The 24,293-nt window shown below is 38.3% G+C and carries 23 protein-coding genes; 8 read left to right on the forward strand and 15 right to left on the reverse strand.

Going from position 1 to position 24,293, the window contains the following annotated elements; translation table 11 throughout:
• The 3 genes from AC4MRQ_RS02420 to AC4MRQ_RS02430 form a co-directional block, all read left to right on the forward strand.
• The coding region (locus tag AC4MRQ_RS02420; protein ID WP_491196043.1) for a VOC family protein at positions 1-924 on the forward strand (924 nt) is incomplete at its 5' end.
• Positions 925-1,287: 363 nt separating this feature from the next.
• Positions 1,288-2,400, forward strand: a complete 1,113-nt coding sequence (locus AC4MRQ_RS02425; RefSeq protein ID WP_491196044.1) for a hypothetical protein — start codon at positions 1,288-1,290, stop codon at positions 2,398-2,400.
• A gap of 30 nt (positions 2,401-2,430) precedes the next feature.
• Positions 2,431-3,396 carry an endonuclease/exonuclease/phosphatase family protein gene (locus AC4MRQ_RS02430; RefSeq protein ID WP_491196045.1) on the forward strand — a complete coding sequence of 322 codons (966 nt, stop codon included), beginning with the start codon at positions 2,431-2,433 and terminating at the stop codon, positions 3,394-3,396.
• A gap of 271 nt (positions 3,397-3,667) precedes the next feature.
• On the opposite strand, the gene AC4MRQ_RS02435 is transcribed toward AC4MRQ_RS02430, so the two are convergent.
• From AC4MRQ_RS02435 to AC4MRQ_RS02475, 9 genes are all read right to left on the reverse strand, one after another.
• The gene (locus AC4MRQ_RS02435) at positions 3,668-4,333 is read right to left on the reverse strand and encodes a bifunctional 4-hydroxy-2-oxoglutarate aldolase/2-dehydro-3-deoxy-phosphogluconate aldolase (protein WP_491196046.1); all 666 of its coding nucleotides are present in this window, start codon (positions 4,331-4,333) and stop codon (positions 3,668-3,670) included.
• An 83-nt stretch (positions 4,334-4,416) separates the two neighbouring features.
• Positions 4,417-5,517, reverse strand: coding sequence for a sugar kinase (locus AC4MRQ_RS02440; RefSeq protein WP_491196047.1), 1,101 nt, complete (start codon positions 5,515-5,517; stop codon positions 4,417-4,419).
• Between the two features lie 135 nt (positions 5,518-5,652).
• Entirely contained in the window at positions 5,653-6,498 is an 846-nt protein-coding gene (gene kduI / locus AC4MRQ_RS02445; protein ID WP_491196048.1) for a 5-dehydro-4-deoxy-D-glucuronate isomerase, read from the reverse strand.
• Between the two features lie 30 nt (positions 6,499-6,528).
• Positions 6,529-7,989, reverse strand: a complete 1,461-nt coding sequence (locus tag AC4MRQ_RS02450) for a TRAP transporter large permease (protein WP_491196049.1) — start codon at positions 7,987-7,989, stop codon at positions 6,529-6,531.
• Positions 7,989-8,456 carry a TRAP transporter small permease gene (locus AC4MRQ_RS02455; protein WP_491196050.1) on the reverse strand — a complete coding sequence of 156 codons (468 nt, stop codon included), beginning with the start codon at positions 8,454-8,456 and terminating at the stop codon, positions 7,989-7,991. Before AC4MRQ_RS02455 ends, AC4MRQ_RS02450 begins: the two co-directional genes overlap by 1 nt.
• A gap of 35 nt (positions 8,457-8,491) precedes the next feature.
• A complete protein-coding gene (locus AC4MRQ_RS02460; protein WP_491196051.1) occupies positions 8,492-9,463 on the reverse strand; it encodes a TRAP transporter substrate-binding protein in 972 nt (323 codons plus the stop codon).
• A gap of 45 nt (positions 9,464-9,508) precedes the next feature.
• A complete protein-coding gene (locus AC4MRQ_RS02465) occupies positions 9,509-10,678 on the reverse strand; it encodes a BT3233 family polysaccharide utilization protein (RefSeq protein WP_491196052.1) in 1,170 nt (389 codons plus the stop codon).
• 1 nt (position 10,679) lies between these two features.
• Complete coding sequence (locus tag AC4MRQ_RS02470; protein ID WP_491196053.1) at positions 10,680-11,477, reverse strand: gluconate 5-dehydrogenase; 798 nt, start codon at positions 11,475-11,477, stop codon at positions 10,680-10,682.
• Between the two features lie 114 nt (positions 11,478-11,591).
• Positions 11,592-12,593 carry a LacI family DNA-binding transcriptional regulator gene (locus tag AC4MRQ_RS02475; protein WP_491196054.1) on the reverse strand — a complete coding sequence of 334 codons (1,002 nt, stop codon included), beginning with the start codon at positions 12,591-12,593 and terminating at the stop codon, positions 11,592-11,594.
• A gap of 246 nt (positions 12,594-12,839) precedes the next feature.
• On the opposite strand from AC4MRQ_RS02475, the gene AC4MRQ_RS02480 reads away from it, so the two are divergent.
• The 3 genes from AC4MRQ_RS02480 (at position 12,840) to AC4MRQ_RS02490 (ending at position 16,160) form a co-directional block, all read left to right on the forward strand.
• Positions 12,840-13,982, forward strand: a complete 1,143-nt coding sequence (locus AC4MRQ_RS02480; RefSeq protein ID WP_491196055.1) for a glycerate kinase — start codon at positions 12,840-12,842, stop codon at positions 13,980-13,982.
• Positions 13,983-14,063: 81 nt separating this feature from the next.
• Positions 14,064-15,014: an aldo/keto reductase gene (locus tag AC4MRQ_RS02485; RefSeq protein ID WP_491196056.1), complete on the forward strand. Its 951-nt coding sequence runs from the start codon at positions 14,064-14,066 to the stop codon at positions 15,012-15,014.
• Between the two features lie 108 nt (positions 15,015-15,122).
• Positions 15,123-16,160: an L-dopachrome tautomerase-related protein gene (locus AC4MRQ_RS02490; RefSeq protein WP_491196057.1), complete on the forward strand. Its 1,038-nt coding sequence runs from the start codon at positions 15,123-15,125 to the stop codon at positions 16,158-16,160.
• 176 nt (positions 16,161-16,336) lie between these two features.
• Here the strand turns inward: AC4MRQ_RS02490 and AC4MRQ_RS02495 are convergent, their stop codons facing one another.
• From AC4MRQ_RS02495 to AC4MRQ_RS02505, 3 genes are all read right to left on the reverse strand, one after another.
• The gene (locus tag AC4MRQ_RS02495) at positions 16,337-17,566 is read right to left on the reverse strand and encodes a carbohydrate porin (protein ID WP_491196058.1); all 1,230 of its coding nucleotides are present in this window, start codon (positions 17,564-17,566) and stop codon (positions 16,337-16,339) included.
• 138 nt (positions 17,567-17,704) lie between these two features.
• Positions 17,705-19,096, reverse strand: a complete 1,392-nt coding sequence (locus AC4MRQ_RS02500) for a serine hydrolase domain-containing protein (RefSeq protein ID WP_491196059.1) — start codon at positions 19,094-19,096, stop codon at positions 17,705-17,707.
• 39 nt (positions 19,097-19,135) lie between these two features.
• Positions 19,136-19,903 carry a hypothetical protein gene (locus AC4MRQ_RS02505; protein ID WP_491196060.1) on the reverse strand — a complete coding sequence of 256 codons (768 nt, stop codon included), beginning with the start codon at positions 19,901-19,903 and terminating at the stop codon, positions 19,136-19,138.
• 161 nt (positions 19,904-20,064) lie between these two features.
• Between AC4MRQ_RS02505 and AC4MRQ_RS02510 the strand changes: the two genes are divergently transcribed.
• A complete protein-coding gene (locus tag AC4MRQ_RS02510) occupies positions 20,065-21,054 on the forward strand; it encodes a helix-turn-helix domain-containing protein (protein ID WP_491196061.1) in 990 nt (329 codons plus the stop codon).
• Positions 21,055-21,173: 119 nt separating this feature from the next.
• Here AC4MRQ_RS02510 and AC4MRQ_RS02515 read toward each other — a convergent pair whose 3' ends face one another.
• Together AC4MRQ_RS02515 and AC4MRQ_RS02520 are read right to left on the reverse strand one after the other, a co-directional pair.
• Positions 21,174-22,448: a BamA/TamA family outer membrane protein gene (locus AC4MRQ_RS02515; RefSeq protein WP_491196062.1), complete on the reverse strand. Its 1,275-nt coding sequence runs from the start codon at positions 22,446-22,448 to the stop codon at positions 21,174-21,176.
• A gap of 105 nt (positions 22,449-22,553) precedes the next feature.
• Positions 22,554-22,823, reverse strand: a complete 270-nt coding sequence (locus AC4MRQ_RS02520) for a hypothetical protein (protein ID WP_491196063.1) — start codon at positions 22,821-22,823, stop codon at positions 22,554-22,556.
• A 174-nt stretch (positions 22,824-22,997) separates the two neighbouring features.
• Here AC4MRQ_RS02520 and AC4MRQ_RS02525 point away from each other — a divergent pair, with 174 nt between their 5' ends.
• Positions 22,998-23,825 carry a nitroreductase family protein gene (locus tag AC4MRQ_RS02525; protein WP_491196064.1) on the forward strand — a complete coding sequence of 276 codons (828 nt, stop codon included), beginning with the start codon at positions 22,998-23,000 and terminating at the stop codon, positions 23,823-23,825.
• Positions 23,826-23,914: 89 nt separating this feature from the next.
• On the opposite strand, the gene AC4MRQ_RS02530 is transcribed toward AC4MRQ_RS02525, so the two are convergent.
• The gene (locus AC4MRQ_RS02530; protein ID WP_491196065.1) at positions 23,915-24,256 is read right to left on the reverse strand and encodes a DUF2023 family protein; all 342 of its coding nucleotides are present in this window, start codon (positions 24,254-24,256) and stop codon (positions 23,915-23,917) included.
• Positions 24,257-24,293 lie beyond the last annotated feature (37 nt).

A 24,293-nucleotide genomic window follows, 5' to 3' on the forward strand; every position in this document is an offset into this window, starting at 1 on the left:
ATGCTACCCTATACCAAAGGCAAAGAATGCCCCAGGTACGCAGCATTGGCTGTAAATATGGAAGGTGGTGGTGGTTATGAAATATGGCAACATACAAGTATGGAACCCAAAGCTCCGGTCTTTGAAGTTAAGCTGGGTGATATGGGAATTTACATCTGCAAAATGAAATGCAGGAATGTATTAAAGGCATACGATGCACATAAAGAAATGGAGGTGGATATCTTAGGAACCATAACCAAAACCCCACATGGTAACATGCATTACTTTGTAAAAGATCCTTATAATAACATTTTTGAAATAGTTGAAGAATCCTCACATTATAAAAAGGAAAAATCAGTGACAGGGGGTGTGTTTGGTGCAGTCATTGGTGTATCTGATATTGAACAATCGTTGAAGGTTTATACCGACATTCTTCAATATGATGAAGTTATTTATGATGAAAGCGGCGTTTTTGAAGATTTGACCTCCCTTCCTGGTAGTGACCAGAAATACAGAAGAGTTTTATTGAAACACAAACCAAGAACGGGTCCTTTCAGTAAACTTTATGGACCAACTCAAATTGAGTTAATTCAGGCTTTGGAACGCACTCCTAAAAAGATTTATCAGGATCGGATTTGGGGCGAGTTAGGTTATATTCACCTATGTTTTGATATTATTGGAATGGATCTACTGGAAAAGGAATGCCAGGAAAAAGGATTTCCATTTACAGTTAACAGTGCTAATAGTTTTGATATGGGTGTGGCAGCCGGGCATTTCTCATATATCTCTGATCCGGATGGAACACCAATTGAATTTGTTGAAACCCATAAACTACCCATCATTGAAAAACTTGGTTGGTATATGAACCTGAAAGGCAGAGATCCTAAAAAATCACTCCCCAATTGGATGATTAATACACTCAGGTGGAACCGAATTAAGAATTAAGTCTGGTTTGAATCATGTTGTACTGATCGCAGAGTTAAATTTGGAAATTCAAGAGATTGAAAACTCAGCATAATTTATATACATTCATGCACAAAACACTCCTGGTTGAATAAAAATCAACCGGGAGTGTTTTTTATTTCCTTGAGATTATTGTAAATCTGACACTTCCGCAAAAAAATCATTAATATTAATTGATTAAGTAAGAACTCCATTTTCTTCATCCGATTAGAAAAAAGTTGGTGTAACATATAAGTTTCGACAAATAGCATATTGATAGATAACTATACTTGACTTTATGTGTAGCAAATGCGAAATTGCATCACTATTAAACATTACACCCTGCTATAAATAAGAAAATCGAATATGACATCTAAAAATAAACTCATCGACAAGCTTTTACACGCTCCACTGAAATTTAACGAAAATGATTTTAAGGCGTTTATTAATCTCTATAAGAAAGGTGACAAGCTAAAGGTTGATAAAGCATTTAAAGATTTAAGGTACTGCATAAGAAAGGTGTATGATATAAATGAAAGTAGATTATTAGAAACCTCAAATGCCAACGAGGGGCTTATGGGGAAATTTAACAAAAAGAGTACAAAAAAGAGAAAGAAGAAATATATCAAAAGAGTTCAGAGACAAAAGAAAGGTGAAAGGTACATTAAGATATATTCAGAAGGTGATTCCTGGTTTCAATTTCCTGTTTGCGTGCGCGATATTACAGATTGGCTGATTAAAAAGAATAAGGACTTTCTACTTTACTCAGATGCATATGCCGGCGATTGGATAACAAATATTATTTATGAAGGTCAGTATGTTGAAGGTTTATCGAAATATGACCCCGATGTTTTTCTTATCAGCGGAGGAGGAAACGATATGGTTGGTGCTCACAGGTTAGCTATAATGGTTAATGGCAAAGGAAATCAAACAAAAAAATACAGTAGTGCAACCGATCTGGAAGAATTTAATTTAGAAGATGAAATACGGGATAAAATCTTATCTGCTCAACAATACATTACCAAAGAATTTTATTCGTTTTTGTGGATCATTAAAATTCAGTATTACATACTATTTACCGAGCTCTATTCCGGCAAAAGTAAATTTTCTGACTTAATAACTATAACCCAAGGATATGCCTATCCATTTCCGCATAAGGGAATAAGATTTTCTCTTCGTTACCCACTCAGGCCTTTGATTAATTGGTTTGCAGGAACAGGCAAATGGTTGTATCAACCACTAATGATAAAAGGAATTCTAGACAAGAAACTTCAAGAAGCTATTTTAACTGCTCTTATTTTTGATTTTAATAACGCAATGATACAGGTAGTCAATGACTTTGACAATGTATACCATATTGATAATAGGGACATTGGCAGAGACAAAAAGGAATGGTATGATGAATTACATCTTAAAAGTCATGTATATGAAGAAGTAGCGGAAAAATATGTGGATTTAATTAGAGAAAAAATAAAGTAAGGAACCATCAAACCTAAAAAATTAATATTTATGGAAAAGCATTTTATTGCATGGTGGAATGTTGAAAATCTTTTTGATGAAAAAAACGCTCCTATTGAACGAAGGTCACCAGAAATTAAAAAGAAAATTAAAGCAGATCTTTCGGACTGGACTGCCGGTGTACTTGATAAAAAACTGCAAAATCTGGCTTGGGTAATTAATCAAATGAACAATAACCAAGGCCCTGACATTTTGGGTGTTTGTGAGATAGAGAATGAACATGTGTTAAAACTGTTGATCGGGAAATTGAATTTACCCGGGCGTCAGTATGACATCATACATGATGACTCGCCGGACAACAGGGGTATTGATGTTGCCTTTGTTTATGACAAAAATAAGTATGAATACAATGAAGACGAATTCTTTCAACATGCCATTGTAAAAAGGTATGCAACACGCGAAATAATTCAGGCTACTTTAAAAACTTCGAAAGGAAACGAATTGGTACTTATTGGGAACCACTGGCCTTCACGATCTGCAGGACAATATGAGTCGGAACCGTTTCGTATTATTGCGGGTGAAACATTAAGCTATTTCATAGAACAAATTCAGGAAGTAAAAGGTGACGATGCTGCTATAATTGTAATGGGTGATTTTAACGATGAGCCATTTAATCGTTCAGTAACTGATTATGCATTAAGTGTACGCGACCGTAATAAAGTAATTTATGGCCAGAATCCTTATTTATTTAATTTAATGTGGCAATTGATGGGAGAACGAACCTCAAGTTATGTATTTAATAGTCGCCCGCTAATGATTGATCAGTTTATGGTATCAAAAGGAATTGTTAAAAAAAGCGGCCTATTCAACATTGATGAAAATACTGTGAAAATTGAGGTATATGATGGTATGGTAAAAGGCAGGTATAAGTTACCGATACGATTCGGGCAAAAAGATCCTAATTTATCAGGCTACAGTGACCATTTGCCTATATCATTTATACTTGGGGAGAAGTAATTTATCATTTCTTCAATATTTGTATTTATCGAAATGCGATTGGCAGGCATGTTTAAAAAGTAACCCTTGTGGGTAAAGATCTCAATTAAGGTAAAACTTAACATGAAAGGTAACCTTTTATTTTATGCGTTGCCTTTATCTATAGAAATTTGAAACCTAAATCGAATAATTATATTACCGGCTTTATAGGATTCTATTAATTGTTTCTTACAAAGGAACAACTATAAATGTGTAATTTGACTCATATGAGTCTCGCTATGTAATAAGCTGTTTAAAGCTTTGCAATGATGGCTAGTGCCTCTTTAATCTTATTTTCAATAAAATCAAAATCACGGTTGGCAATTACTTCTTTGGGAGTCAACTGTGATCCTAAACCTACACAAGTAACTCCGGCATTAAACCAGCTTTCAAGGCTTTCCTGCGTTGGAGCTACGCCACCACTAGGCATAATACTCGTCCAGGGACAAGGAGCGGTTATAGCCTTCACAAATGCTGGTCCACCCACTTCTTTACCAGGAAATATCTTTACAATTTCGCAACCTAACTCTTCAGCCGAATTGATTTCGGATAAGGTGCCGCAACCCGGTAACCATGCAATTTTACGACGATTGCACACTTTGGCCATTTCTGGATTTAAGCTTGGTGAAACTATAAAATTGGCACCTAATTGAATATACAAGGCTGCTGTTGCCGAGTCAACAACCGAGCCCACTCCCATGATCATCTCAGAACATTCCGTTGCACACCATTTGTTCACCTCGGCAAAAACCTCATGGGCGAAATCGCCCCGATTGGTAAACTCAAACACCCTCGCTCCTCCTTTATAACAAGCCTTCACCACCTGCTTCACCAGCTCGGCATCAGCATTGTAAAACAAAGGGACTAGCTTTGTTTCCGACATTGTATTTAGTACATGTAATCTTTTAAATCTGGCCATTTATATTTTTATTATTGAATTCTAATTGTGAACGCGGGCAGGTACAATACAAAAAAACCTACCCGCAATTCACGTCTTTCAAACTAACGGTCTACTCTGGCGCTTCCGCCGCCAATTATTTTTTCTACCTCGGCCAATGTTGCCATTGTGGTGTCACCAGGTGTAGTCATAGCCAATGCTCCATGTGCTGCACCATACTCAACAGCTTTGGCACCATCATTAAATTCCATTAAGCCATAAATCAGGCCAGATGCAAAGCTATCACCTCCTCCAACACGATCCATGATCTCCAGATCTTCGCGATGTATTGCTTCATAAATATTTCCTTCGTAATAACAGATTGCACCCCAGGAATTAATGGTTGCCGTTTTTACAGTTCGCAACGTAGTAGCAATAGCTTTAAAATTTGGGAAGGCTTCAACGGCTGATTGGATCATGCCTTTATAACCTTCCAGGTCTAACTCCTTCAGATTTTCGTCATTTCCTTTAACCTCAAGTCCGAGGCAGGCTGTAAAATCTTCCTCATTACCAATCATGACATCCACATACTGAGCTATTTCACGATTGACTTCCTGTGCTCTAGCTTCTCCGCCAATGGCTTTCCATAAAGAAGGACGGTAGTTTAAATCGTAAGAAACAATGGTACCATATTTCTTGGCCACCTTAACAGCTTCAATAACTGTTTCTGCAGCTGATTCAGAAAGTGCCGCAAAAATTCCGCCTGTATGCATCCAACGCACACCTAATGTTCCGAACAAATACTCCCAGTCAATATCACCGGGCTTTAGTTGCGATGCAGCCGTATTGCCACGGTCTGACACGCCTTTGGCACCACGAATACCGAATCCACGTTCGGTGAAATTCAAACCATTACGAACTGTGCGCCCGCAACCGTCGTAATCCACCCACTTAACAAATTGCGTATCCAGGCCGCCTTGCAACATGAAGTCCTCGATTAAGGCACCCACTTCATTATCGGCCAAGGCTGTAACAATAGCCGTTCTTTTACCAAAACACCGACGTAATCCACGTGATACATTGTATTCACCTCCACCTTCCCAGGCACGGAATTGACGTGTTGTTCGGATACGTCCTTCGCCCGGATCTAAGCGCAACATTACTTCACCCAATGAGATGCAATCATAGGCGCATTCCGATGCTGATTTAATATTTAGTTTTGTCATTTTAATTCAATTAGTTCCAGCTAGTCAACAGGCAGCAACCTTGTATTAAGCAGTTATACCTTAGCTTAACACGGATCGCCACCTACCTCTCCTTCAAGATTGTAACTAACTGCAATATTTAAATCTAAAACTTCCTTATCTTAATTCATCTGCCTGAACATGATCCATATCTGTGTAATCCAGGTTTTCGCCTCCCATACCCCAGATAAAAGAATAGTTGGCCGTACCTACACCGGAGTGTATACCCCATTCGGGTGAGAAAACAGCTTGTTCGTTATGCATAAATAAATGACGTGTTTCTTGTGGTTCGCCCATTAAATGGCAGATTGACTGTCCTTTAGGTAAATCAAAATAGAAATAAGCCTCCATGCGACGATCATGTGTATGACTTGGCATGGTGTTCCACACACTACCCTCATGCAGCTCGGTTAAGCCCATTACCAACTGACAACTGTCTACGATACCCGGCACTATTAACTGATATATGGTACGCTCGTTACACGTTTCTTTGGCACCCAAGTTCAAGATATTTGCCTTTTCTTTGGTTACCACAGTAGTTGGATGCTCGGTATGCGCAGGTGTTGAACTCAGGTAAAACTTAGCCGGCACTTCTTTATCAACACTGGCAAATTTCACATCTTTACTTCCACGCCCCACATACAGTGCTTCTTTTGCTTTTAAGGTATAAGCTGTTCCGTCAACGGTTACCACACCATCACCGGCAATACTGATAATACCCAGTTCACGACGTTCACAGAAATATTCTGACTTGATGGCATCAATAGCTTCCAGACTTAACTCTTGATCAACTGGAAAGGCACCTCCTAAAATATATCGCTCATATTGTGAATAACTCAGGTTAATTTCATCTTTAACGAATAAGTTTTCTACCAAAAACTCTTTACGTAATTTATCCGTATCGTAGTTCTTTACATCTTCTGGATGACACGCTCTTCGGCGATCGTAGTTTATTGTTGTCATAATCGTTTATTTATATTTTTAATATTTTATTTAAAACCCAAAAGCTTTTGGTAACCACAAACTTATTTGTGGTAGATAAGTTACCAATAACAAGCAAATAATCATTGCAAAAAACATTGGTAATAAAGGTTTAATAACTTTTTCAATTTTAACATTCGCCACACTACAACCAATAAATAATACCGAACCTACTGGTGGTGTACACAAACCTACACTTAGATTCATAACCATTATAATACCAAAATGCACCGGGTCGACACCCATACCTGTAACAATTGGTAAAAAGATTGGTGTGAAAATTAATACTGCCGGAGTCATGTCCATAAACACCCCAACGATCAATAAAATAAGGTTAATCAGTAGAAGGATGATAATTGGGTTATCGCTAATTCCCAGTAATCCACTACTAACAGTTTGAGGAATATTTTCATAAGCCATTATCCAGCTAAGTCCCATACAAGTAGCAACCAGTAATAAAACAATGGAAGTGGTTTTTACCGACTGAAGTAAAATAGCAGGCATGTCTTTCAGCGTAATCTCCTTATAGATTAGGGATAAAATAAACGCATAAAGCACGGCAACTGCAGAAGCTTCGGTAGCAGTAAAAATTCCTGCTACAATTCCACCTATAACAATAATGAGCAGAAACAAACTAGGTACAGCGTCCCACAGAATCTTAAGTGCCTTCATGGCTCCTTTAGGACTTTTAAGTGCCCGGTAAACAATGTAAGCAACTATCGCACCTGCCAACAAGGCTTTTGTAAGATAAGATAAGACCGGTGAGTAATCACCTGCAGCCTTAAGCCCAATTCCCAGGCCAATTAATAGACTGGTTCCAATTACAAACTTTAACAAGGCCTTTACCATGCCTCCAACACCTTTGTTTTGGTATACTAATAAACACATGGCTGTAAGCATAATGGAAACACCTGTTAAGATACCTGGTAAATACCCTGCAAGAAACAAAGCTGTAATTGACACACCGCCACTAGCTAATGAGTAAACAATTAAGGTATTACTTGGTGGAATGGATAAACCGGTAGTAGCCGATGATATATTAACGGCCGCACTAAAATTATTGTCATACCCCTCTTTTTTCATTTCAGGTTCCATTATTGAGCCAATAGCTGATGCTGCTGCTGCAGCTGAACCTGAGATGGCACCAAATAGCATATTGGCAAAGACATTGACAAAAGCTAAACCGGCCGGCCAGCGGCCTACTAAAACACGAGCCAGATTAATGAGCCTTATAGCTATTCCTCCGCTGTTCATGATATTACCGGCGAGTATAAAAAATGGAATCGCCAATAGGGCAAAGCTATCTAATCCAGTAGCCATTCGTTGTGCAAAAGTGGTAAAAGCAGGAAGCGAATCAATACTTACAAGCATTGTTAAAACACCTGATATTCCGATGCTGTATGCAATTGGTACACCAATCACCAGTAATGCAATAAAACTAAAAATCAATACTAATACTCCAGTATAATCCATTATGCTTCCTCTTTATTAACGTTTAACATGGATGAGATTGAGTAATAAACCATAAGCAATCCGCTTATAGGTAACACACTATATAAATATCCAAGTGGTAAATGGAGAGCCGCTGAACTAACGTTTAACTGAAAACGTGTGATTACTAACCACGATCCGCCGATTACCAATACCAATACTGCAAACAAGGCCACACAGCTATCAATTACAAGTTGCAATCTTTTTTGCGCGGCTGGTTTTGATTTTTGTAATAACAGATCAATGGCCAGATGTTGCTTTTGTCCAGTTACATAAGCCGCCCCTAAAACTCCAACCCAAATTAGCAGAAAGCCTGCCAACTCATCGGTAAACGAACTAGGCGATGCTAAAACATAACGCGATAACACTTGCCAAAGCACATCAATCACCAGAACGGCCATTAAGGTAACAAGAGTTAGTTCTAATATATTGTCTATTTTTCTCTTCATAAGATTAGAATCATTATTCAAAAGTCAGACTGCAATTACTCTATTGACTGGATCTTTTTAATTAACTCGTATAACTCTGGCTTATCTTTATAAGCATCCAACATCGCTTTCACAGTTTTGGCGAACGGTTCTTTTTCCGGATAGATCACATTAACACCTGCCTCTTTAACAATCCTCAATGATTCTTCTTCTGATTGAGCCCAGAATTGACGTTGCGCATCTACTGATTCATCAGCCGCCTCTTGCAACCATAGCTTTTCTTGGTCTGTTAGCTTATTCCAAACAACTGAACTGATAATTATTACATCGGGTACGCGAGTATGCTCGTTTAAGCTATAATGCTTACACACTTCGTAATGACGGGAAGTATAAAAACTCGGCGGATTATTTTCTGCCCCATCAACCACTCCACTTTGTAATGCTGTATAGAGTTCACCCCAGGAAATAGGTGTTGGTGATCCATTCATATGCTTTACCATATCCATGGCTGTCTGGCTTTTCATAACACGTATTTTCATCCCCTTCAAATCAGCTGGCGATTCAATAGCCTTATTAATCGCATAATAGCTGCGTGCACCGGCATCATAATAGCACAATCCACGAATCTTATAACGCTCGGTTGAGAGCAATAATCCTTTACCTACCTCGCCATCCAATACATTAAAACTATGCTCTTTTGAACGAAAAATATATGGCAACCCAAGTACCTGGAAATTATCAGTAAAACTTTCAAGAACCGCAGTGGACACCTTTGTCAATGCCAGGCTACCAATTTGCAACAGCTCAACACACTGCTGTTCTGAACCGAGCTGCCCGCTTGGGTAAATATCGATTTGTAATTTTCCATCAGACTTTTCTTTAACCTTTTCGGCCAAGACCATCATTCCCTTATGAACCGGGTGTGTCGGATCAAGCCCATGCGCCAGTTTAAGCACTTTATTTTCACGCGTCTGACCGCAGGAAAATAAAATTGGGAGTAAGAAATATAACAGGTGTAACTTTCTCATTTGTTCTAATTTACTTGATAAAACACTAACAGTTTCCAATCAATTTTATTGAACACTCACAGTCAAAGGAGTTTGAATTTGTTGCGCAAACTGCCCTAGATACTGATGCCACTCTTTTTTACCTGCAAATTGCTTGCTTGCACTCCAAGCAAATCCGGCATAGTATTCAATTTTACCATCAATGGCTTTTAAATGAATCAACAAATGGCTCTTATCTTTTTCTTCCGACAAAACCTCAGAATATCCGGCATAATATTTAGGATCGACTACAATTGATGTGCTCAGTTCCTCGCCTGCATGCGGAGTCCAATAATTACCCCAGCAAGCTTTTTCATCAACCTTTATTTCACCAATTTTATCATGAAGAGTGATTCCGGTTGTCAGAGACTCAGTTCCTTCAACATCAATTACAAACTTTGTGAAGTTAGATCCAAGATTAATGGAAGCTGTCTTAACTTGTTTTACCTGTTTATCATTAGTTCCGAAGGAATCGTAATCCAATCTGAAACTTGTTTCAATGGGTCCATTGCTCAAAACTTTGTAAGCCGTATAATTAAGCGAAGTGATCAGCTCATCGTTGACCATGACACCTGTTCCGCCACAACCTAAGCTTGGGCCAACATGGTAATTATCCAACCCTTCGCCATGATCGATGTGATAATAACCCGGCTCATCAGTGTTGCCCTTGTACCATTTGTCAATGATTGAATAGTCCACTTTTTTCAGCCAGCAATCAACACCACCCGATAAGGTTCCGCCTTTTTTACCTTCTTCAACCAATTGCTGAGCAGTTGGTCCATATACCCGAAAAGCTACCTTATCATTCTCCCAGGTAAAGTCGTCTGTTCGTTCTGGTACAAAACGACCAAATGTTTTCACCTCATTTGGTGCAATGGTTGATTTGTCTTCTTTTAAAGAATATTGCCGCGTTTCTTTTGCCTTCAATGCTACCTGAAACAAAATGTGATCAGGTGTATCATCCTGGTTCTCATCAACCATTTGTATTTGAAGTTCTTTCTCACTCTGCGAATCCTTTACAATTAAAGAAGCTGCAGCAAAGAGATGATCAGGTATTTTCACTCTTACCGTCTCAATCAGGCGATCAACACCTGTAGGATTTGAAACTGTAATTGTTAATTCACTGGTACGATCAATGCAACTACTCACAAGGAGCAGAAGCATTGTCATTGTTGCAAGTTGAAGTTTAATTCGCATATTAAATTTCGTTTTCACCTTTAACATATCCGAAGTTGGCCAGGATACCACCATCAACATATAGGATGTGACCATTAACAAAATCAGCGGCTTTAGAAGCCAGGAACAAAGCAGCATTACCAACATCTTCGGGTTCACCCCAACGGGCAGCTGGTGTACGTGTCATCACTAAATCATTAAACGGATGACCATCTTCGCGAATAGGAGCAGTTTGTGAGGTTGCAATGTATCCAGGACCAATTCCGTTAATCTGCAAGTTATACTTCGCCCACTCGCAAGTCATATTTTCAGTTAATAGCTTTAAGCCTCCTTTAGCAGCAGCATAGGCCGATACATTCTGACGACCATAAACACTCATCATCGAACACATATTGATGATTTTACCCTGACGACGCTCAATCATACCTGGCGCAATACGTTTAGCTACAATGAGTGGTGCCACCAAATCCACGTCAATCACCATTTCAAAATCTTTGATTGGCATATCCAATATTGGAACTCGCTTGATGATACCGGCATTATTAACCAAAATATCGATCGGTCCTACTTCCTTTTCGATAATGCTTACGCCTTTGTCGACATCCTCTTCAGATGTAACATTGAAGTTTACCGTGAAAACATCAATACCCTCTTTGGCATATTCCGCTTTACATTCCTCCAGTTTCTCATCATTTATGTCATTAACACATAACCTGGCACCCGCTTTAGCCAAAACCTTACCACAGGCCATTCCAATTCCATGTGTTCCGCCTGTTACCAAGGCTATTTTTCCAGATAAATCAAATAATTCGTTAACCATATCTACTCAGTTATATTTGTTACACTCAATTTTAAAATACAATCGTTTGCGCAGTACTGCAAAAAATAATTCGACTCCTGATATGACCCAATTCATCGAACTAAAACGGGTGCCTCAACACTTTTCAGATGAATCACGTTTAATATATTTTACAGGCACCACTATTTCAACATTATAAACTTCTCCATTAATGGCATTTATCATCTGACGAGCAGCTATTCGTCCCATTTCTCTACCTTCCTGTTCAACGCTCGACAATGTAGGATACACCATTTCGGCAAAAGGTTCGTTTCCAAATCCTGCTACACCAAAATCAATTGATGTGAGTACACCTAGTTCCTTTAGACCTTCATATGCTCCAAAAGCTGAATAATCTCCGGCACAAAAAACCGCATCAGCTCCTTGTCTGAATACTTCTTTTACAGCCTCATAGCCAGCTTCGCGAGTGATGGCATCTTTTATAATCAATTGTTCATCAATCTCTCCCAGTGCCTCACGCACAGCATCTTCATAACCCTTACGTCGTTCGCAATAAGCTTTTAGTATATCACTGCCAGCAAAATGAGCTACTTTTTTATAACCTGCATCCAATAAGCTTTTAGTGGCCTGATAGGCTCCTGAATAATTATCATTAATAATTTTGGCACCTCCAAGTTCTTTACTGACCCGATCAAATTGAATTAAAGGGACATTTGCAGCTGTCACTGTGTGAAAATGTCCCACATCATCTGTTTGTGACGACAATGAGGTAATGATACCTGCTGCCCTGTTCTGCATTAACGAGTGAACAGCCTTAATCTCTGATTGGATGCTTTCATTGCTTTGCATGATAAGCAAGTGATAGCCTTCAGGATTAAGCACCTCCTCTACTCCACTGATTACATTACTAAAAAAATGCCGATTAATTCGGGGGACTATCATTCCCACTAAATCAGATTTTCCCCGCCGTAATGATGAGGCCATAAGGTTAGGTTGATATCCCATTTCTTTGGCTACCTTCTTAACCATCTCCCTGGTTTTTTGGCTTACTCGTTTATTATCTGCCAATGCACGCGAAATGGTTGATGGCGTAACACCTAACTCTCGGGCTATATCATTGATGGTAACTTTTTTCATTTCGAGGCATAATTTTGGACAAATATACAAACGATTGCACAAAGTCATGCGCAATCGTTTGTATTTTTTTCAATTTCGATGGTAATTTCTTAACATGCATACCCAGCAAGCCTTATATAGTAAAGACTATAGCAATTTTAAACAGCTAAATTATTTTTGTAAATGACTGAGATTTGTTTCCTTGCTTTAAAACACAATCTTATTTAAATTCGACTATCCAAATACTGACAAAACTCTTGATGTTTAATGAAAAAGATAATAATCGCCCCTGATAAATTTAAAGGATCATTAACTAGTCTTGAGTTTTGCCACGCCATAAACAAAGGGATTAAAAGCATTAGTCCGGAAACTCATATAGATTATTGTCCATTGTCAGATGGAGGTGATGGCACCATTGAAGTTCTGAAATTTCATTTGGGAGGTAATCTGACTACAACACAGGTTAATGACCCTTTAGGCAGGCCTATTAATGCTTGTTATCTGCTTTCTAAAAAGAGACGAATAGCCTATATAGAGATGGCTGCCGCATCGGGTATTAGCTTATTAAAACCAAATGAGCTAAATCCTATGAAAGCAAGTACATTTGGTACAGGTCAACTAATTATGGATGCCATAAAACAAGGTGCTCAACATATAATTATCGGTATTGGTGGGAGTGCAACTAATGATGCGGGTCTGGGAATGGCCCGCGCCCTAGGTTATCGATTTTATGACTGTCATAACAATGAATTGCCAGGTTGTGGCGAAGATCTTAATAAGGTTCATCACATTGATCAGTCCAACGTACTCTCCAGTATCTCAAAAATAAAATTTGAAGTGCTCTGTGATGTTGATAATCCTTTTTACGGCCCCCGAGGTGCAGCATATGTTTATGCCAGGCAAAAAGGCGCAACACCATCTGATATTGAAAGACTGAATGATGGTCTTATTCATTTCAACAAACTGATTAGGGAATATCAACACATCGACCTCCAAGAAATTTCTGGCAGCGGAGCCGCTGGAGGAATGGGTGGAGGATGTATTTTCTTCTTAAATGCCAGCTTAAATTCAGGGATTGAATCAATAAAGGAAATTGTCCAGCTTAATGAGAAAATTCGGGATGTTGATTGGGTTATTACCGGTGAAGGTCTTCTCGATGAGCAAACTCTTCATGGTAAAGTGATCAGTGGTATTCTAAAGGAAGTAACAAATCAAAAAGTTGCTGTTTTTTGCGGACAAAATAATCTAAATAAACAAGTGCTTAATAAAATGCCTATTCATCATCTTTCGGTTATGATGGATAAAGCCCAAAGCCTTGAGGATTCAATTAAGAATGCCAGGTTATGCCTGGAAGAAGCTGCGAAACAATTTGCCAGTCTGTATTTATCTATTCCACAAAAACGACCATGATTAACGGCTCGTTAACAAATCGCATGCTTTTTCTGTTTTAAATTCGTACTTTGTCTAATAAAAAAAGATAATCATTATACTATGCAAACACTTAATCTTAACGGATACCATTTACCCATTCTTGGTCTTGGCACTTGGAAATCAGCTGCCGGAGAAGTTTATACTGCTGTTAAAGAAGCCATAAAGATGGGCTATCGCCACATTGATTGTGCGGCTATCTACGCTAATGAAAAGGAAGTTGGTAAAGCATTGAAAGAGGTGATCAGCGAAGGTATTGTTAACCGCGATGAGTTATGGATAACATCTAAGCTCTGGAATAACATGCATGGCGAAGAAAATGTGGTTCCGGCATTACAAAAAACACTTGCTGACTTACAATTGGAATACCTCGATCTGTACCTTATTCACTGGCCGGTTGCTCATAAAAAGCTATTTGTCGGAGCCAATAAAGCCCAGCAATTCCTATCCCTGGAAGAACAACCTATTGCCGGCACCTGGAAAGGCATGGAGCAAGCTGTTGAAATGGGCTTAGCAAAAACCATTGGTGTCAGTAATTTCAGTATTAAAAAGCTAAAGGGTTTAGTTGCCAACTCCAAGATAAAACCTGCCATTAACCAGATTGAACTTCATCCTTATTTCCAGCAGGATGCTATGGTTGATTATTGCCATGCCAATAATATTCATGTTATGGCATACTCGCCTCTTGGTTCTTCGGATCGCCCGGCTGGTCTGAAAGCGGATGACGAACCTGTTTTATTAGAAGATCAAACAATTGCCAAACTAGCTGATCAGACAGGAGCATCAGTTGCACAAACCATATTGGCATGGGACATTCATCGCGGCATATCTGTTATACCTAAATCGGTTAATCCAAAACGTCTTAAGCAAAATCTGGATGCTGTCGATATAACACTAACCGATGATCAAATGACCACTATAAAAGGCCTTAATAAAAATCGCCGCTATGTTGACGGAAGTTTTTGGGTGGTTCCCGATGGACCTTATACTTTAGAAAACCTTTGGGATGAGTAAACTATTTATAATGAAACGACCATGTAAATTCAATTATTCTATTTAACCACAGACGAATGATTGAATTAATTGGGAGTTCCATCTGACAAAAGAAAATAAATTTAACAGATGAAATACCTCTTTATATTAATCATTGGCGGAATTGTTTTGACTTCCTGCCAATCAAGAAAAAAATCTGAAACAGAGACTGAATTATCTCTCAATCTGGTAGCACAATCAGATAAACAGTGGACTGGTGTCGCCATCAGTAAAGATGGGCGTTTATTTGTGAATTACCCTTATTGGTCGAGCCATGTACCGGTAAGTGTGGCCGAAGTGGCGAACGGTGTGGCACGCGCCTATCCGAATATGGAGTGGAATCAACGTACTGGTTCTCATTCATTCAATGCAGTGCAATCGGTATTTGTAGATAACAAAGATCGCTTGTGGGTATTGGATACAAACAATCCAATGTTTAAAGGAGTAAGTGAAATTGGTCCTCAATTGTATGTCTTTAACCTGGAAAACGATGAAATTATTAAGATATACAATTTCCCAAAAGGCGTTTATAAAACATCATCTTACTTTAATGATGTGCGAATTGACACTGATAAAGATGTAGCATATATAACTGATTCGGGTGATGGTGCTTTAATTGTTCTGGATCTTTCAACCGGTCAATCGCAACGTTTATTAGATGATCATCCTTCAACCAAAAGTGAAAGTGATCATCTGATGTGTAATGGCCAACGCTGGGAAAACAGTGTAGATGCAGATGGCATCGCTTTATCGCCCGATAGGCAATATCTATATTATATAGCTCTTACTAGTCATACTCTGTATCGGATTTCTACATCTGCATTGCTGAATGAAGACTTAAGCCCTGAGGAATTAGCACAACAGGTCGAGAAAGTTAAGAAGATTCCGGCGACTGACGGCATGTTGTTCGACAAAGAGGGTATCCTGTATTTAGGTGGCTTGGAGAATAACTCGGTTAATCGACTTCTCCCTAATGGAGATGTTGAATCAGTTATGCAATCACCGCAAATTCGCTGGGCCGATTCTTTTACAATGGATCAGGAAGGTAACTTGTATTTTACCACTTCACAGATTCATTTACCTGAGAAAGAAAGGGGAAAATATGAGGTATTGATGATTATACAATAAATTAGTCTATAAAATACAGATTATCTATTCAATCTTGAGAGACTGTCACATTAGTACAGTCTCTTTATTATACACTTGAAATTTGTGATTTAATTACCAACTGTGAGGCATATTTTATTAACGATTTTCCATTAAAGATTCAATAAATCAGTTATGTATACCACAGTTTTTATAATCTAGAATCTAATATTCACACGCAAACTTCCAATGAACAAATCGTCTTTACTTCGGTCTGCAGGTCGTCCCCAAGCCATATTTGCACTAATGCGAAACCATGGAGTGAGTGCCATATTGTAAAATACTTCAACTCCCTGCTCACTACCCACCTCTAGAATTTGATCTACTGCATTTCTTAACTGATCACTAAAATCATAGTAGAAATAACCAATCCCAAATGAATCGTTGGGGCGTCGGGAAATAATTTTATGACCAGCCAATCCACCACTAAACGATGACTTGATTGGATTTGGATTTCCATCGGCAATAGCACCACGACCATATATGCCAAGACCTTGCCCTTGATGCATGTTACTTTCTAATAATAGGTGACTGAATTTAGCAGAAATATTATAGGCACCTGATTTGGTTCCTGCCTGAAGTCCCGGCGGAAGCAGAATTTCCTCCAAATCAATTTGATTTTGTGTGCTATATGTTGCTCCTAAGCTAAAACTTGTTTTTCGGTCGAACATATCGCCATCCCATTGTCCGTTCAACGAAAGATTAACACCATTGGCAAAAATATCCGAAGGCCAATAGTCCTTTGTTCGGTCATTTGGATCAAAAACCATAGCGGTTAATATGTATTGCTTGATGCGATAGCTATAAATGGCACCTATTATAACCGGAGGGACAACACCTGAAGGTGGTGCAACGAAGGCTAAATTCATAAATCGCTGATTCCCCCACCCTCCAAAGAACGGATCATTTGCCATCAGGTCTACTGCATTAATTTTTCCTATCATTAGCATCGAAGTGTTCCAACGCTGACTCATATATATTGAAGTTGCCACCAATTTATCTTTTGCTCCAAGAGGCAGTATCCCTCCTGTATTTACAGGCCAAAGCGCACCACCTCTAAATGCCGGTGCATTACCAAATCGGTAAGTCAGATGAGTGTGAATTCCACCACCTCTCCAAAGCTTGAGTTTTTCTGTATCAAAATTAATTAATGCATCTGCACGTCCTCCCAAATCAAAATCGTTGTATCCGGTCCCAGAGAAAGCACCTTGATAATAAGTAGTAAAATCAACCTCTGCAGTTATACCTTTACTAGCAATTGTATCACGTTTCCCGTTCCAATTACCCGTAAGCTTGTCCTGCTGAAAAAAAGTTGCTTTTTCTTGAGCAGAACTATTTTGCTTAACTGATGATAATACCAGCAGTATAATTATTGAAATTCGAGTCATTGTTTTATTATGTCGTGTGAAAATTACCCTTATATCTTTATTATGCAAGTTGCAACTTTATAACAAAATTATGGGTAGAACCCAGCTTTATCTCATTCTATAATTAAAAAGTGGCTCCCAAACCGGAAGCCACTTAGCTTATCTAAACAACTGTTTTACTATTTCTCGTGCATAAGCATGCACCCATACTTCTGCCTGATATGCTGATGAATAATAGACAACAACAGTATTGGTTTCAGGAGAAACATAAAGGCATTGACCAGTTCGACCAGATTTATACATATCACCATCTTCAAAAACAGCATCCCACTGATAAGAAGCACCAAAACCATCCTCACCAAAATCTTTAACCAAACGCTTGCTCATGTAATCCTCACCATATATTTCTGATTTAGCTGCATTCATTGCTTTTTCAAAATAGTCATCTGAAACAATTTTTTCGTGGCTTATAGTTTCCCAGCTTGGAGTAAATAACATCCCAAATCGGGCTAAATCTCTTAATCGGGCGGCATATGCTCCAAAAGCCATAGGCTCACCGCTTGCTGAGATAGCTAATGTACCATCACCTTCCATACCAGCCTTACTCCAAACCTCAGTGGTAATAATATCTTCCATAGGTTTATTATGCACCTCTTCTAATATTAAAGTCCCCAAGTGCGTGTTAATTGAAGCATATTCAAATCGTGTTCCCGGTTCGTAAATCTTTTCTGCTGTTTTTATTGCATCTATTAATGTAGAACCCTTTGGCAAACTCTTATCTCCTTGTGCAATACGATATAGCATGGTAACCGGATGAGTTGGAGAGCTTCCTAAACGACCTTCTGAAACATCCAAGCCTGATCGCTGGTGTAATACATCTTCAACCTTAACACCTTCCCATTCTGTACCTATTAACTCTGGTATATATTGAGTGATCGGATCCGATAAGTTCACCAAACCATCTTCTTCGGCTTTATGCATTAATATTCCAATAAATATTTTGGTGGCAGAAGCCCAAAGGTGATTATCCCATTCGCGAATACCCATATATTCCTCAAAAACTATTTTACCATCGTGAATAATCGCAATAGCTTTCATACGTGATCGAGGATCGTTTATCATCTCTTCCAATGTCATTGTACCTAATATAGTAGTTGCTGAAACCTGGCTAACCTCTCTTATTGGTTCATAATCCAGCTTTGACACATCTCCGTTTCTATGTACTATCGCTGAAGGCATATGTGCACTAAAACTTGATGCCATATAACTACCTACATCATCAGCGGTTGTTCCTGAGTTGGCGGTAAGATTGCTTCTGAACTCTTTGATTTCTTCAGGTGTATATCCGTTCTTATAAGTACTAACAGGTTTTAGAAAACCGGGAATGGTATAGTCTGATTTGACTGTTTCTACTTTTTGAATTTCTCTTACAGGAGTTTTATTGTCGCTCTTTTTCTCTACTACAGAATTGCACGAAGATAATATTAGAATAGCGACTAATACCCAATTAAATCTTGTAAAAAGTCTATTTGTTTTATTTAACCTTCTCATAGCTGTATATTTTAATATTATTATTTGGTTCTTTTTTGCTTAAAAATTGTAATATAATCCCACTCCGGTGTAGGTATTAAAAAGTACATCACTTTTAATTCGTTTGGTATAAAAAGCATTGATTCCCATTCTGTCATTTATTTTAAACCCTGTATCCACACGAACAAACATGACAAAGGCATCCATATTATAAACCAACCTGTTATCAAAGGTAGCTGAAATCCACATGTTCTTATCCTCGTACCCAAATTGTGGTTCGAATCTTACAAAACCAGGCGGTTCATTATAGTTTCCTGCATTGGCAATGGGAACAACAACTCTCCATCTGTTTTTGATAAAAAAGCGTTCATCGCTCAACAGCCAACCATACTGAACTGATGGTTCGAGAATCCAATGTCCAAATAAACCAGCTAACTCAGCATTACCTGTTGGTATGGTTAGTTTTAAACTGGTTGATGCACCTTGCCACCCGGAATTGCTAAAGTTTTTTGAATAATAGTTTCTTGAATATGCTACATTAAAATCTCCGGGAGTCCACAGGTAGGCATCATCCTTCTGATAATAAGCTCCTATTAACTCAATATTTAAATAATCTCTGTCCCCAAATTCTATTTTAGCATTATTTACCCAATAAAGTGCGTTCTCATTGGCGTTCATATCATAAAACTCAATGCTTGATTGAAACCTTGAAAAATTGGTTAAAGAAGATGCAATATGCTCTTCGTCGTAATCATTATCTTGAGCTTTAACGTATAATGAGTCAAAACCTACAAGTATCATTAACCCTATTAAAACTGTCTTTTTCATCACGCTCCGTTTAAATTACTCATTAGAACCAGTACATGAGCAAAATTAGTTGAAAAGTCTATGTCTATTTATTCCAATACATTCAACCGCATCTCCAAAAAAGGCAAGTCATGTTTGTCATGCTTAAAACATTGCTCTATTTTAGATACAAAATGAACTACATGAACAAAACCAAAGATCAAATAATTCTTTCGTTTCAGGAAGGAGGCATCAAAAATTATCTTCAGGAACTTGAGTTTAAACTGGGAGGTGAAATAATTAATAACGGCTATATTAATAAAAAGTCTGGTTTTGACATGAAGGTGTCTATCTACTCATTTATTAATGATTTTGAATTGATTGTGTCAGAATCCACCCCACCTAAAGATTTAATATTTGATCGAATTCCGGATGATAGACCAAATTATTACCATATCAATATTATAAAAGAAGGACAGGTTATTCAGGATTTTAACAGTGAACAACAATTCTTACAGGCCGGAACACCTAAAGGAATATTTATTTATAATGGGCTATTTCCACTAAAATCGAATTTTCCTGCCAAAGTTACCTTACGGTCGATAGCTTTTAAACTTTCGAAAAAAACTTTAAGTCAGTTTATGCCTGAAGCCGTTGATATTGTTGACAAGTTGTTTGAAAATGATGAACCCAAAGGCTATCATACACATTTATCTGCTGAAATGGACAGAATGACCGATGATCTTTACCATTATGAAACGGCTGATTTTGGAAGGGTGCCTATGGTGACATCAAAAGGCCTGGCACTTTTTACAGTGCTAATGTCATCTATAAAAAAGCTTGCAGATAAAGATGAACTGCATGGTTTGCACAAAGATGACTATTATCGCCTGCTAAAAATTAAAGATGAAATAGTTTCTAACGTTACATCAATGATTAACATTGAAACCCTGGCAGAACAATTTGCTATAAGTGTATCAAAACTTCAGCGCGATTTTAAAACTCTTTTCAACTGTACCGTGTATCAATTTTTTGCCCATGCCAAAATGGATGAAGCTTATCGCAGATTAAAATCCGGTAATTATTCAGTTACAGAGGTTGGATATGATTTAGGTTACAGCAGTATTTCTAAATTTTCTGAAATGTTTAAAAAGGTAAAAGGTATAAGCCCAAAGGAAGTGATACCGGTATAAATCATATACCATCTGAGAAATAAGAAGAATACTTTTCAGAAAAAATCCCCTGAATGCAGGATTAATGAACATTCAGGGGATTTAAGGAAGCTATATAAGCTGGTTGATAATTATTCATTTTAAAAATACTCAGTCAGGTTGATATACAAAGCACCATTTCCATTATGATCCCAAGCATAATCAATCCCCAGATTAGTTCGTGTAGCTTTCTGAATCTGAAAGCGCAAACCTACACCAAAAGCATAAGCCCAGTTGTCAAATAACTTCACATTGGCATCACGTGCCGAAGCAGAAGTTGCGTTGGCGAATACAACACCACCCAGAAAATCAGGATTCTTAGCCAATAAAGGTAATCTGTAACGGTATTCTACTTCAGCGTAGAACATATCGTCACCTCTCCAACGTCCCTGAGCATAACCCCGTCCTGAGCGCCCCATCTGATCCCATGCTGTAGCAGGTAATGTCATGTATGGAAGTTTACCATGTGTGGTTACATTAGCATAAGTCCAGAATGCAATCACATTACGTGGTACATCTTTATTCACGCTAAAATAATCACGGTATTCCATCCAGAGTGTTGATGAACTCTGGTCGCTTCCCAGAAAGTCAGCATTATATTTGTAAGAAATATTGGCAAATCGACCACTATAAGGATTAGCCATATTATCACGAGTATCGTAAAGTGCACTGGCAGAAACTCCAACAAGACTATATCCGGTAGGATCAAACCCATGCTTCATACTATAAATATAATGGTTGGTATAAACCCCGTTTTCAATATCCAAGAGGTTATCATCAATATTGTTAAAACGATCAAAATGAATACCACCACCAATATAAAACGAGGGCTTTACTTGCTTAAGGGCTGTCTGATGCATACGATAAAAATCAAAATCCATTGCTTCACCGTCATATAAATCACCCGCCGGTGGAACACCAGGCACAAGAGAATTGCCGCCAGAGCCCGTACCTAAACCAAAAGTTGGTTGTGAAGAATTAAAAAAACGATAATCACTCTGCAGCATCCACTTGTTCTCGTTAGTATATATATTACCACGCATAACGAGCATCAACTGATTTTTAGTAGTATATGTTGCTGATGCCAATGCATTTGACATTTTGGTTGTGGACGGATCACCAAGAAAGATACTTCCCGAAGCAGCCACCCCATAAACAAATCCAAAAGCCGGATTTGATGCCAGAGCCGGTATTGGAGACAAGTATAATTTACCAACTTTAATATCTGTTGCTTGCTCCTGTGCCGCTTTTTCGGCTTGTTCCTTTTTAATTTCCTCAGTGACTTCCTGGTTATTTTGGATAAGTGGCGATTGAGCAGCCACCATTAAAACCGAGCTTAGTAAAGCCACCAGAAATGTTAACCTAACCGTCTTCATATCTCTATATTTTTAATGTTAATAACCTTGTTTTTACGAGTGTAAAGATGGCCGATCGTGTGCTAAAGTTTTATCCTAAAAACGTCAACTTTTGTTCCTAAAACGTCAACCGTTAACTTGTCCGATGGGTATTTGCATATAATGTCCGTCAATTGTTGAAAAGGTACATGAAATAAACAGATGTGCCGGACTTTCAGTCCTCAATTGAATTGTCTGTTCGCCATAGCCCTGACGGACTATGCTATTATGTACCGTTCTTTCAGAACTATTAAGTGTCGCTCTCAATCTGGCCTGTAAGGCCTGAACATGATAGCGCAGGGTGAAACCCTGCGGTGTATGATACACAGAAGATAAAGCACTGAAAGTGCGGCTCATTAGCACCTTCTTATAACTCTTAATTCATATTATATCGTTCATATCTATCGACAAATACTGGTATTTGTACTATTATTCGTAAACATCCGTGGGATGCTCAGGAAGTTTTTCAAAAATAGTCTTCCGTATTGATGTATTGCTTACATTTGTCGTCCCAAAAAATTGCAAGACAAAATGCTAGATTTTAAAATTAACGAAAGCAGATGTACACAATGTGGCTTGTGTTCGAAGGAATGTCCTACTTTAATTATTGATGGTAAAAATGGCATTCCATGTATTAAAGAAGGGAAAGAAAAGAATTGTATAAAATGCCAGCACTGTTTGGCCATTTGTCCAACGGCAGCCCTATCAATATTTGGTAAAAATCCGGATGACAGTGTTTCTGTGAATAGTGAAATACCTGATACTGAAGAAATGGAGCGATTGATATTAACACGCCGCTCTGTTCGTAAATTCACAAAAAGTGAAGTCAACCAAGAGACCATACAAAAGCTGATTAAAACGGCTTCTCATGCACCAACCGGTCATAATAAAAACCAAGTGCTCTTATCTGTTACAAAAACGAAGGAGGAAATGGGTAAGTTACGTGAACTGGTTTACAATACTCTGAAAAAAGCCAAGGAAGAAGATGCTTTGCAAGGATCTTTAGCCATGTATGGAGCTTTTCAGAACGTATGGGAAACTAAAGGTATTGATGTCATCTTCAGGGATGCACCGCACTTAATAATTGCCTCTGCTCCTGAAAAAAACAATAATGGTGTGGCTGACTGTGTTATCTCATTGAGTTATTTCGAATTATTAGCTAACACTATGGGCATTGGTACCTTGTGGAACGGCTTTTTAAAATCGGTGATGGAAGAAATTGCACCTGAACTGAAAGAAGCATTTGGTATTCCTGCTGATCACCGCATTGGTTATATCATGGTATATGGAATGCCCGCTGTTAAGTTTGCCCGCTCCATCCAATCAGATGGTTTGCATCTCAATGAAATACAATTATAAATAGATGGTTAGATTTTAGATATATTGACATTAGACGATTTGCAAGGCACTTAAAATCGCCGCAAAACGCTAACAAACCATTAAAACTTCTACGAAGCCTCTTTTAACGAAGGGGCTTCTTTTTTCTTTTTCAGGTAACGTGAGCATTGCACCACCTGGTTATAGCCGAGTAATGAGCCCAGTATAAAATCTTCCTCAGGACTTAACTCGTTCAGCCGCTTATGACAGAAACACCTGATCACTTCAACACATTCTTCAGCACCAAAAAATACATTGACTTTAGTACTGGTTACAGGCTGAATTAAGTAACTGATATTATTGGCTTCCAACTTCCTGACAGCAGCTTTTATATCCTTAGAGGCCATTGTATGCAGTATCAGGTTGCGCAAGCCTTTCTTATATTCATATATATGATGACAGAATACTTTCATAATCTAAAAAATACAAAGCAAGCCAAGCTGTTAATTT

The sequence above is a fragment of the Carboxylicivirga sp. genome, from assembly GCF_982718395.1.

Excerpts from the sequence above, each read along its gene's own strand:
- AC4MRQ_RS02515 (WP_491196062.1), bottom strand. The coding sequence starts at position 22,448 with ATGAAGACGGTTAGGTTAACATTTCTGGTGGCTTTACTAAGCTCGGTT.
- AC4MRQ_RS02440 (WP_491196047.1), bottom strand. The coding sequence starts at position 5,517 with ATGACAAAACTAAATATTAAATCAGCATCGGAATGCGCCTATGATTGC.
- AC4MRQ_RS02455 (WP_491196050.1), bottom strand. The coding sequence starts at position 8,456 with ATGAAGAGAAAAATAGACAATATATTAGAACTAACTCTTGTTACCTTA.
- AC4MRQ_RS02510 (WP_491196061.1), top strand. The coding sequence starts at position 20,065 with ATGAACAAAACCAAAGATCAAATAATTCTTTCGTTTCAGGAAGGAGGC.
- AC4MRQ_RS02495 (WP_491196058.1), bottom strand. The coding sequence starts at position 17,566 with ATGACTCGAATTTCAATAATTATACTGCTGGTATTATCATCAGTTAAG.
- AC4MRQ_RS02505 (WP_491196060.1), bottom strand. The coding sequence starts at position 19,903 with ATGAAAAAGACAGTTTTAATAGGGTTAATGATACTTGTAGGTTTTGAC.
- AC4MRQ_RS02475 (WP_491196054.1), bottom strand. The coding sequence starts at position 12,593 with ATGAAAAAAGTTACCATCAATGATATAGCCCGAGAGTTAGGTGTTACG.
- AC4MRQ_RS02460 (WP_491196051.1), bottom strand. The coding sequence starts at position 9,463 with ATGAGAAAGTTACACCTGTTATATTTCTTACTCCCAATTTTATTTTCC.
- AC4MRQ_RS02465 (WP_491196052.1), bottom strand. The coding sequence starts at position 10,678 with ATGCGAATTAAACTTCAACTTGCAACAATGACAATGCTTCTGCTCCTT.
- AC4MRQ_RS02485 (WP_491196056.1), top strand. The coding sequence starts at position 14,064 with ATGCAAACACTTAATCTTAACGGATACCATTTACCCATTCTTGGTCTT.
- AC4MRQ_RS02530 (WP_491196065.1), bottom strand. The coding sequence starts at position 24,256 with ATGAAAGTATTCTGTCATCATATATATGAATATAAGAAAGGCTTGCGC.
- kduI (WP_491196048.1), bottom strand. The coding sequence starts at position 6,498 with ATGACAACAATAAACTACGATCGCCGAAGAGCGTGTCATCCAGAAGAT.
- AC4MRQ_RS02525 (WP_491196064.1), top strand. The coding sequence starts at position 22,998 with ATGCTAGATTTTAAAATTAACGAAAGCAGATGTACACAATGTGGCTTG.
- AC4MRQ_RS02480 (WP_491196055.1), top strand. The coding sequence starts at position 12,840 with ATGAAAAAGATAATAATCGCCCCTGATAAATTTAAAGGATCATTAACT.
- AC4MRQ_RS02450 (WP_491196049.1), bottom strand. The coding sequence starts at position 7,989 with ATGGATTATACTGGAGTATTAGTATTGATTTTTAGTTTTATTGCATTA.
- AC4MRQ_RS02425 (WP_491196044.1), top strand. The coding sequence starts at position 1,288 with ATGACATCTAAAAATAAACTCATCGACAAGCTTTTACACGCTCCACTG.
- AC4MRQ_RS02500 (WP_491196059.1), bottom strand. The coding sequence starts at position 19,096 with ATGAGAAGGTTAAATAAAACAAATAGACTTTTTACAAGATTTAATTGG.
- AC4MRQ_RS02490 (WP_491196057.1), top strand. The coding sequence starts at position 15,123 with ATGAAATACCTCTTTATATTAATCATTGGCGGAATTGTTTTGACTTCC.
- AC4MRQ_RS02430 (WP_491196045.1), top strand. The coding sequence starts at position 2,431 with ATGGAAAAGCATTTTATTGCATGGTGGAATGTTGAAAATCTTTTTGAT.
- AC4MRQ_RS02470 (WP_491196053.1), bottom strand. The coding sequence starts at position 11,477 with ATGGTTAACGAATTATTTGATTTATCTGGAAAAATAGCCTTGGTAACA.
- AC4MRQ_RS02520 (WP_491196063.1), bottom strand. The coding sequence starts at position 22,823 with ATGAGCCGCACTTTCAGTGCTTTATCTTCTGTGTATCATACACCGCAG.
- AC4MRQ_RS02435 (WP_491196046.1), bottom strand. The coding sequence starts at position 4,333 with ATGGCCAGATTTAAAAGATTACATGTACTAAATACAATGTCGGAAACA.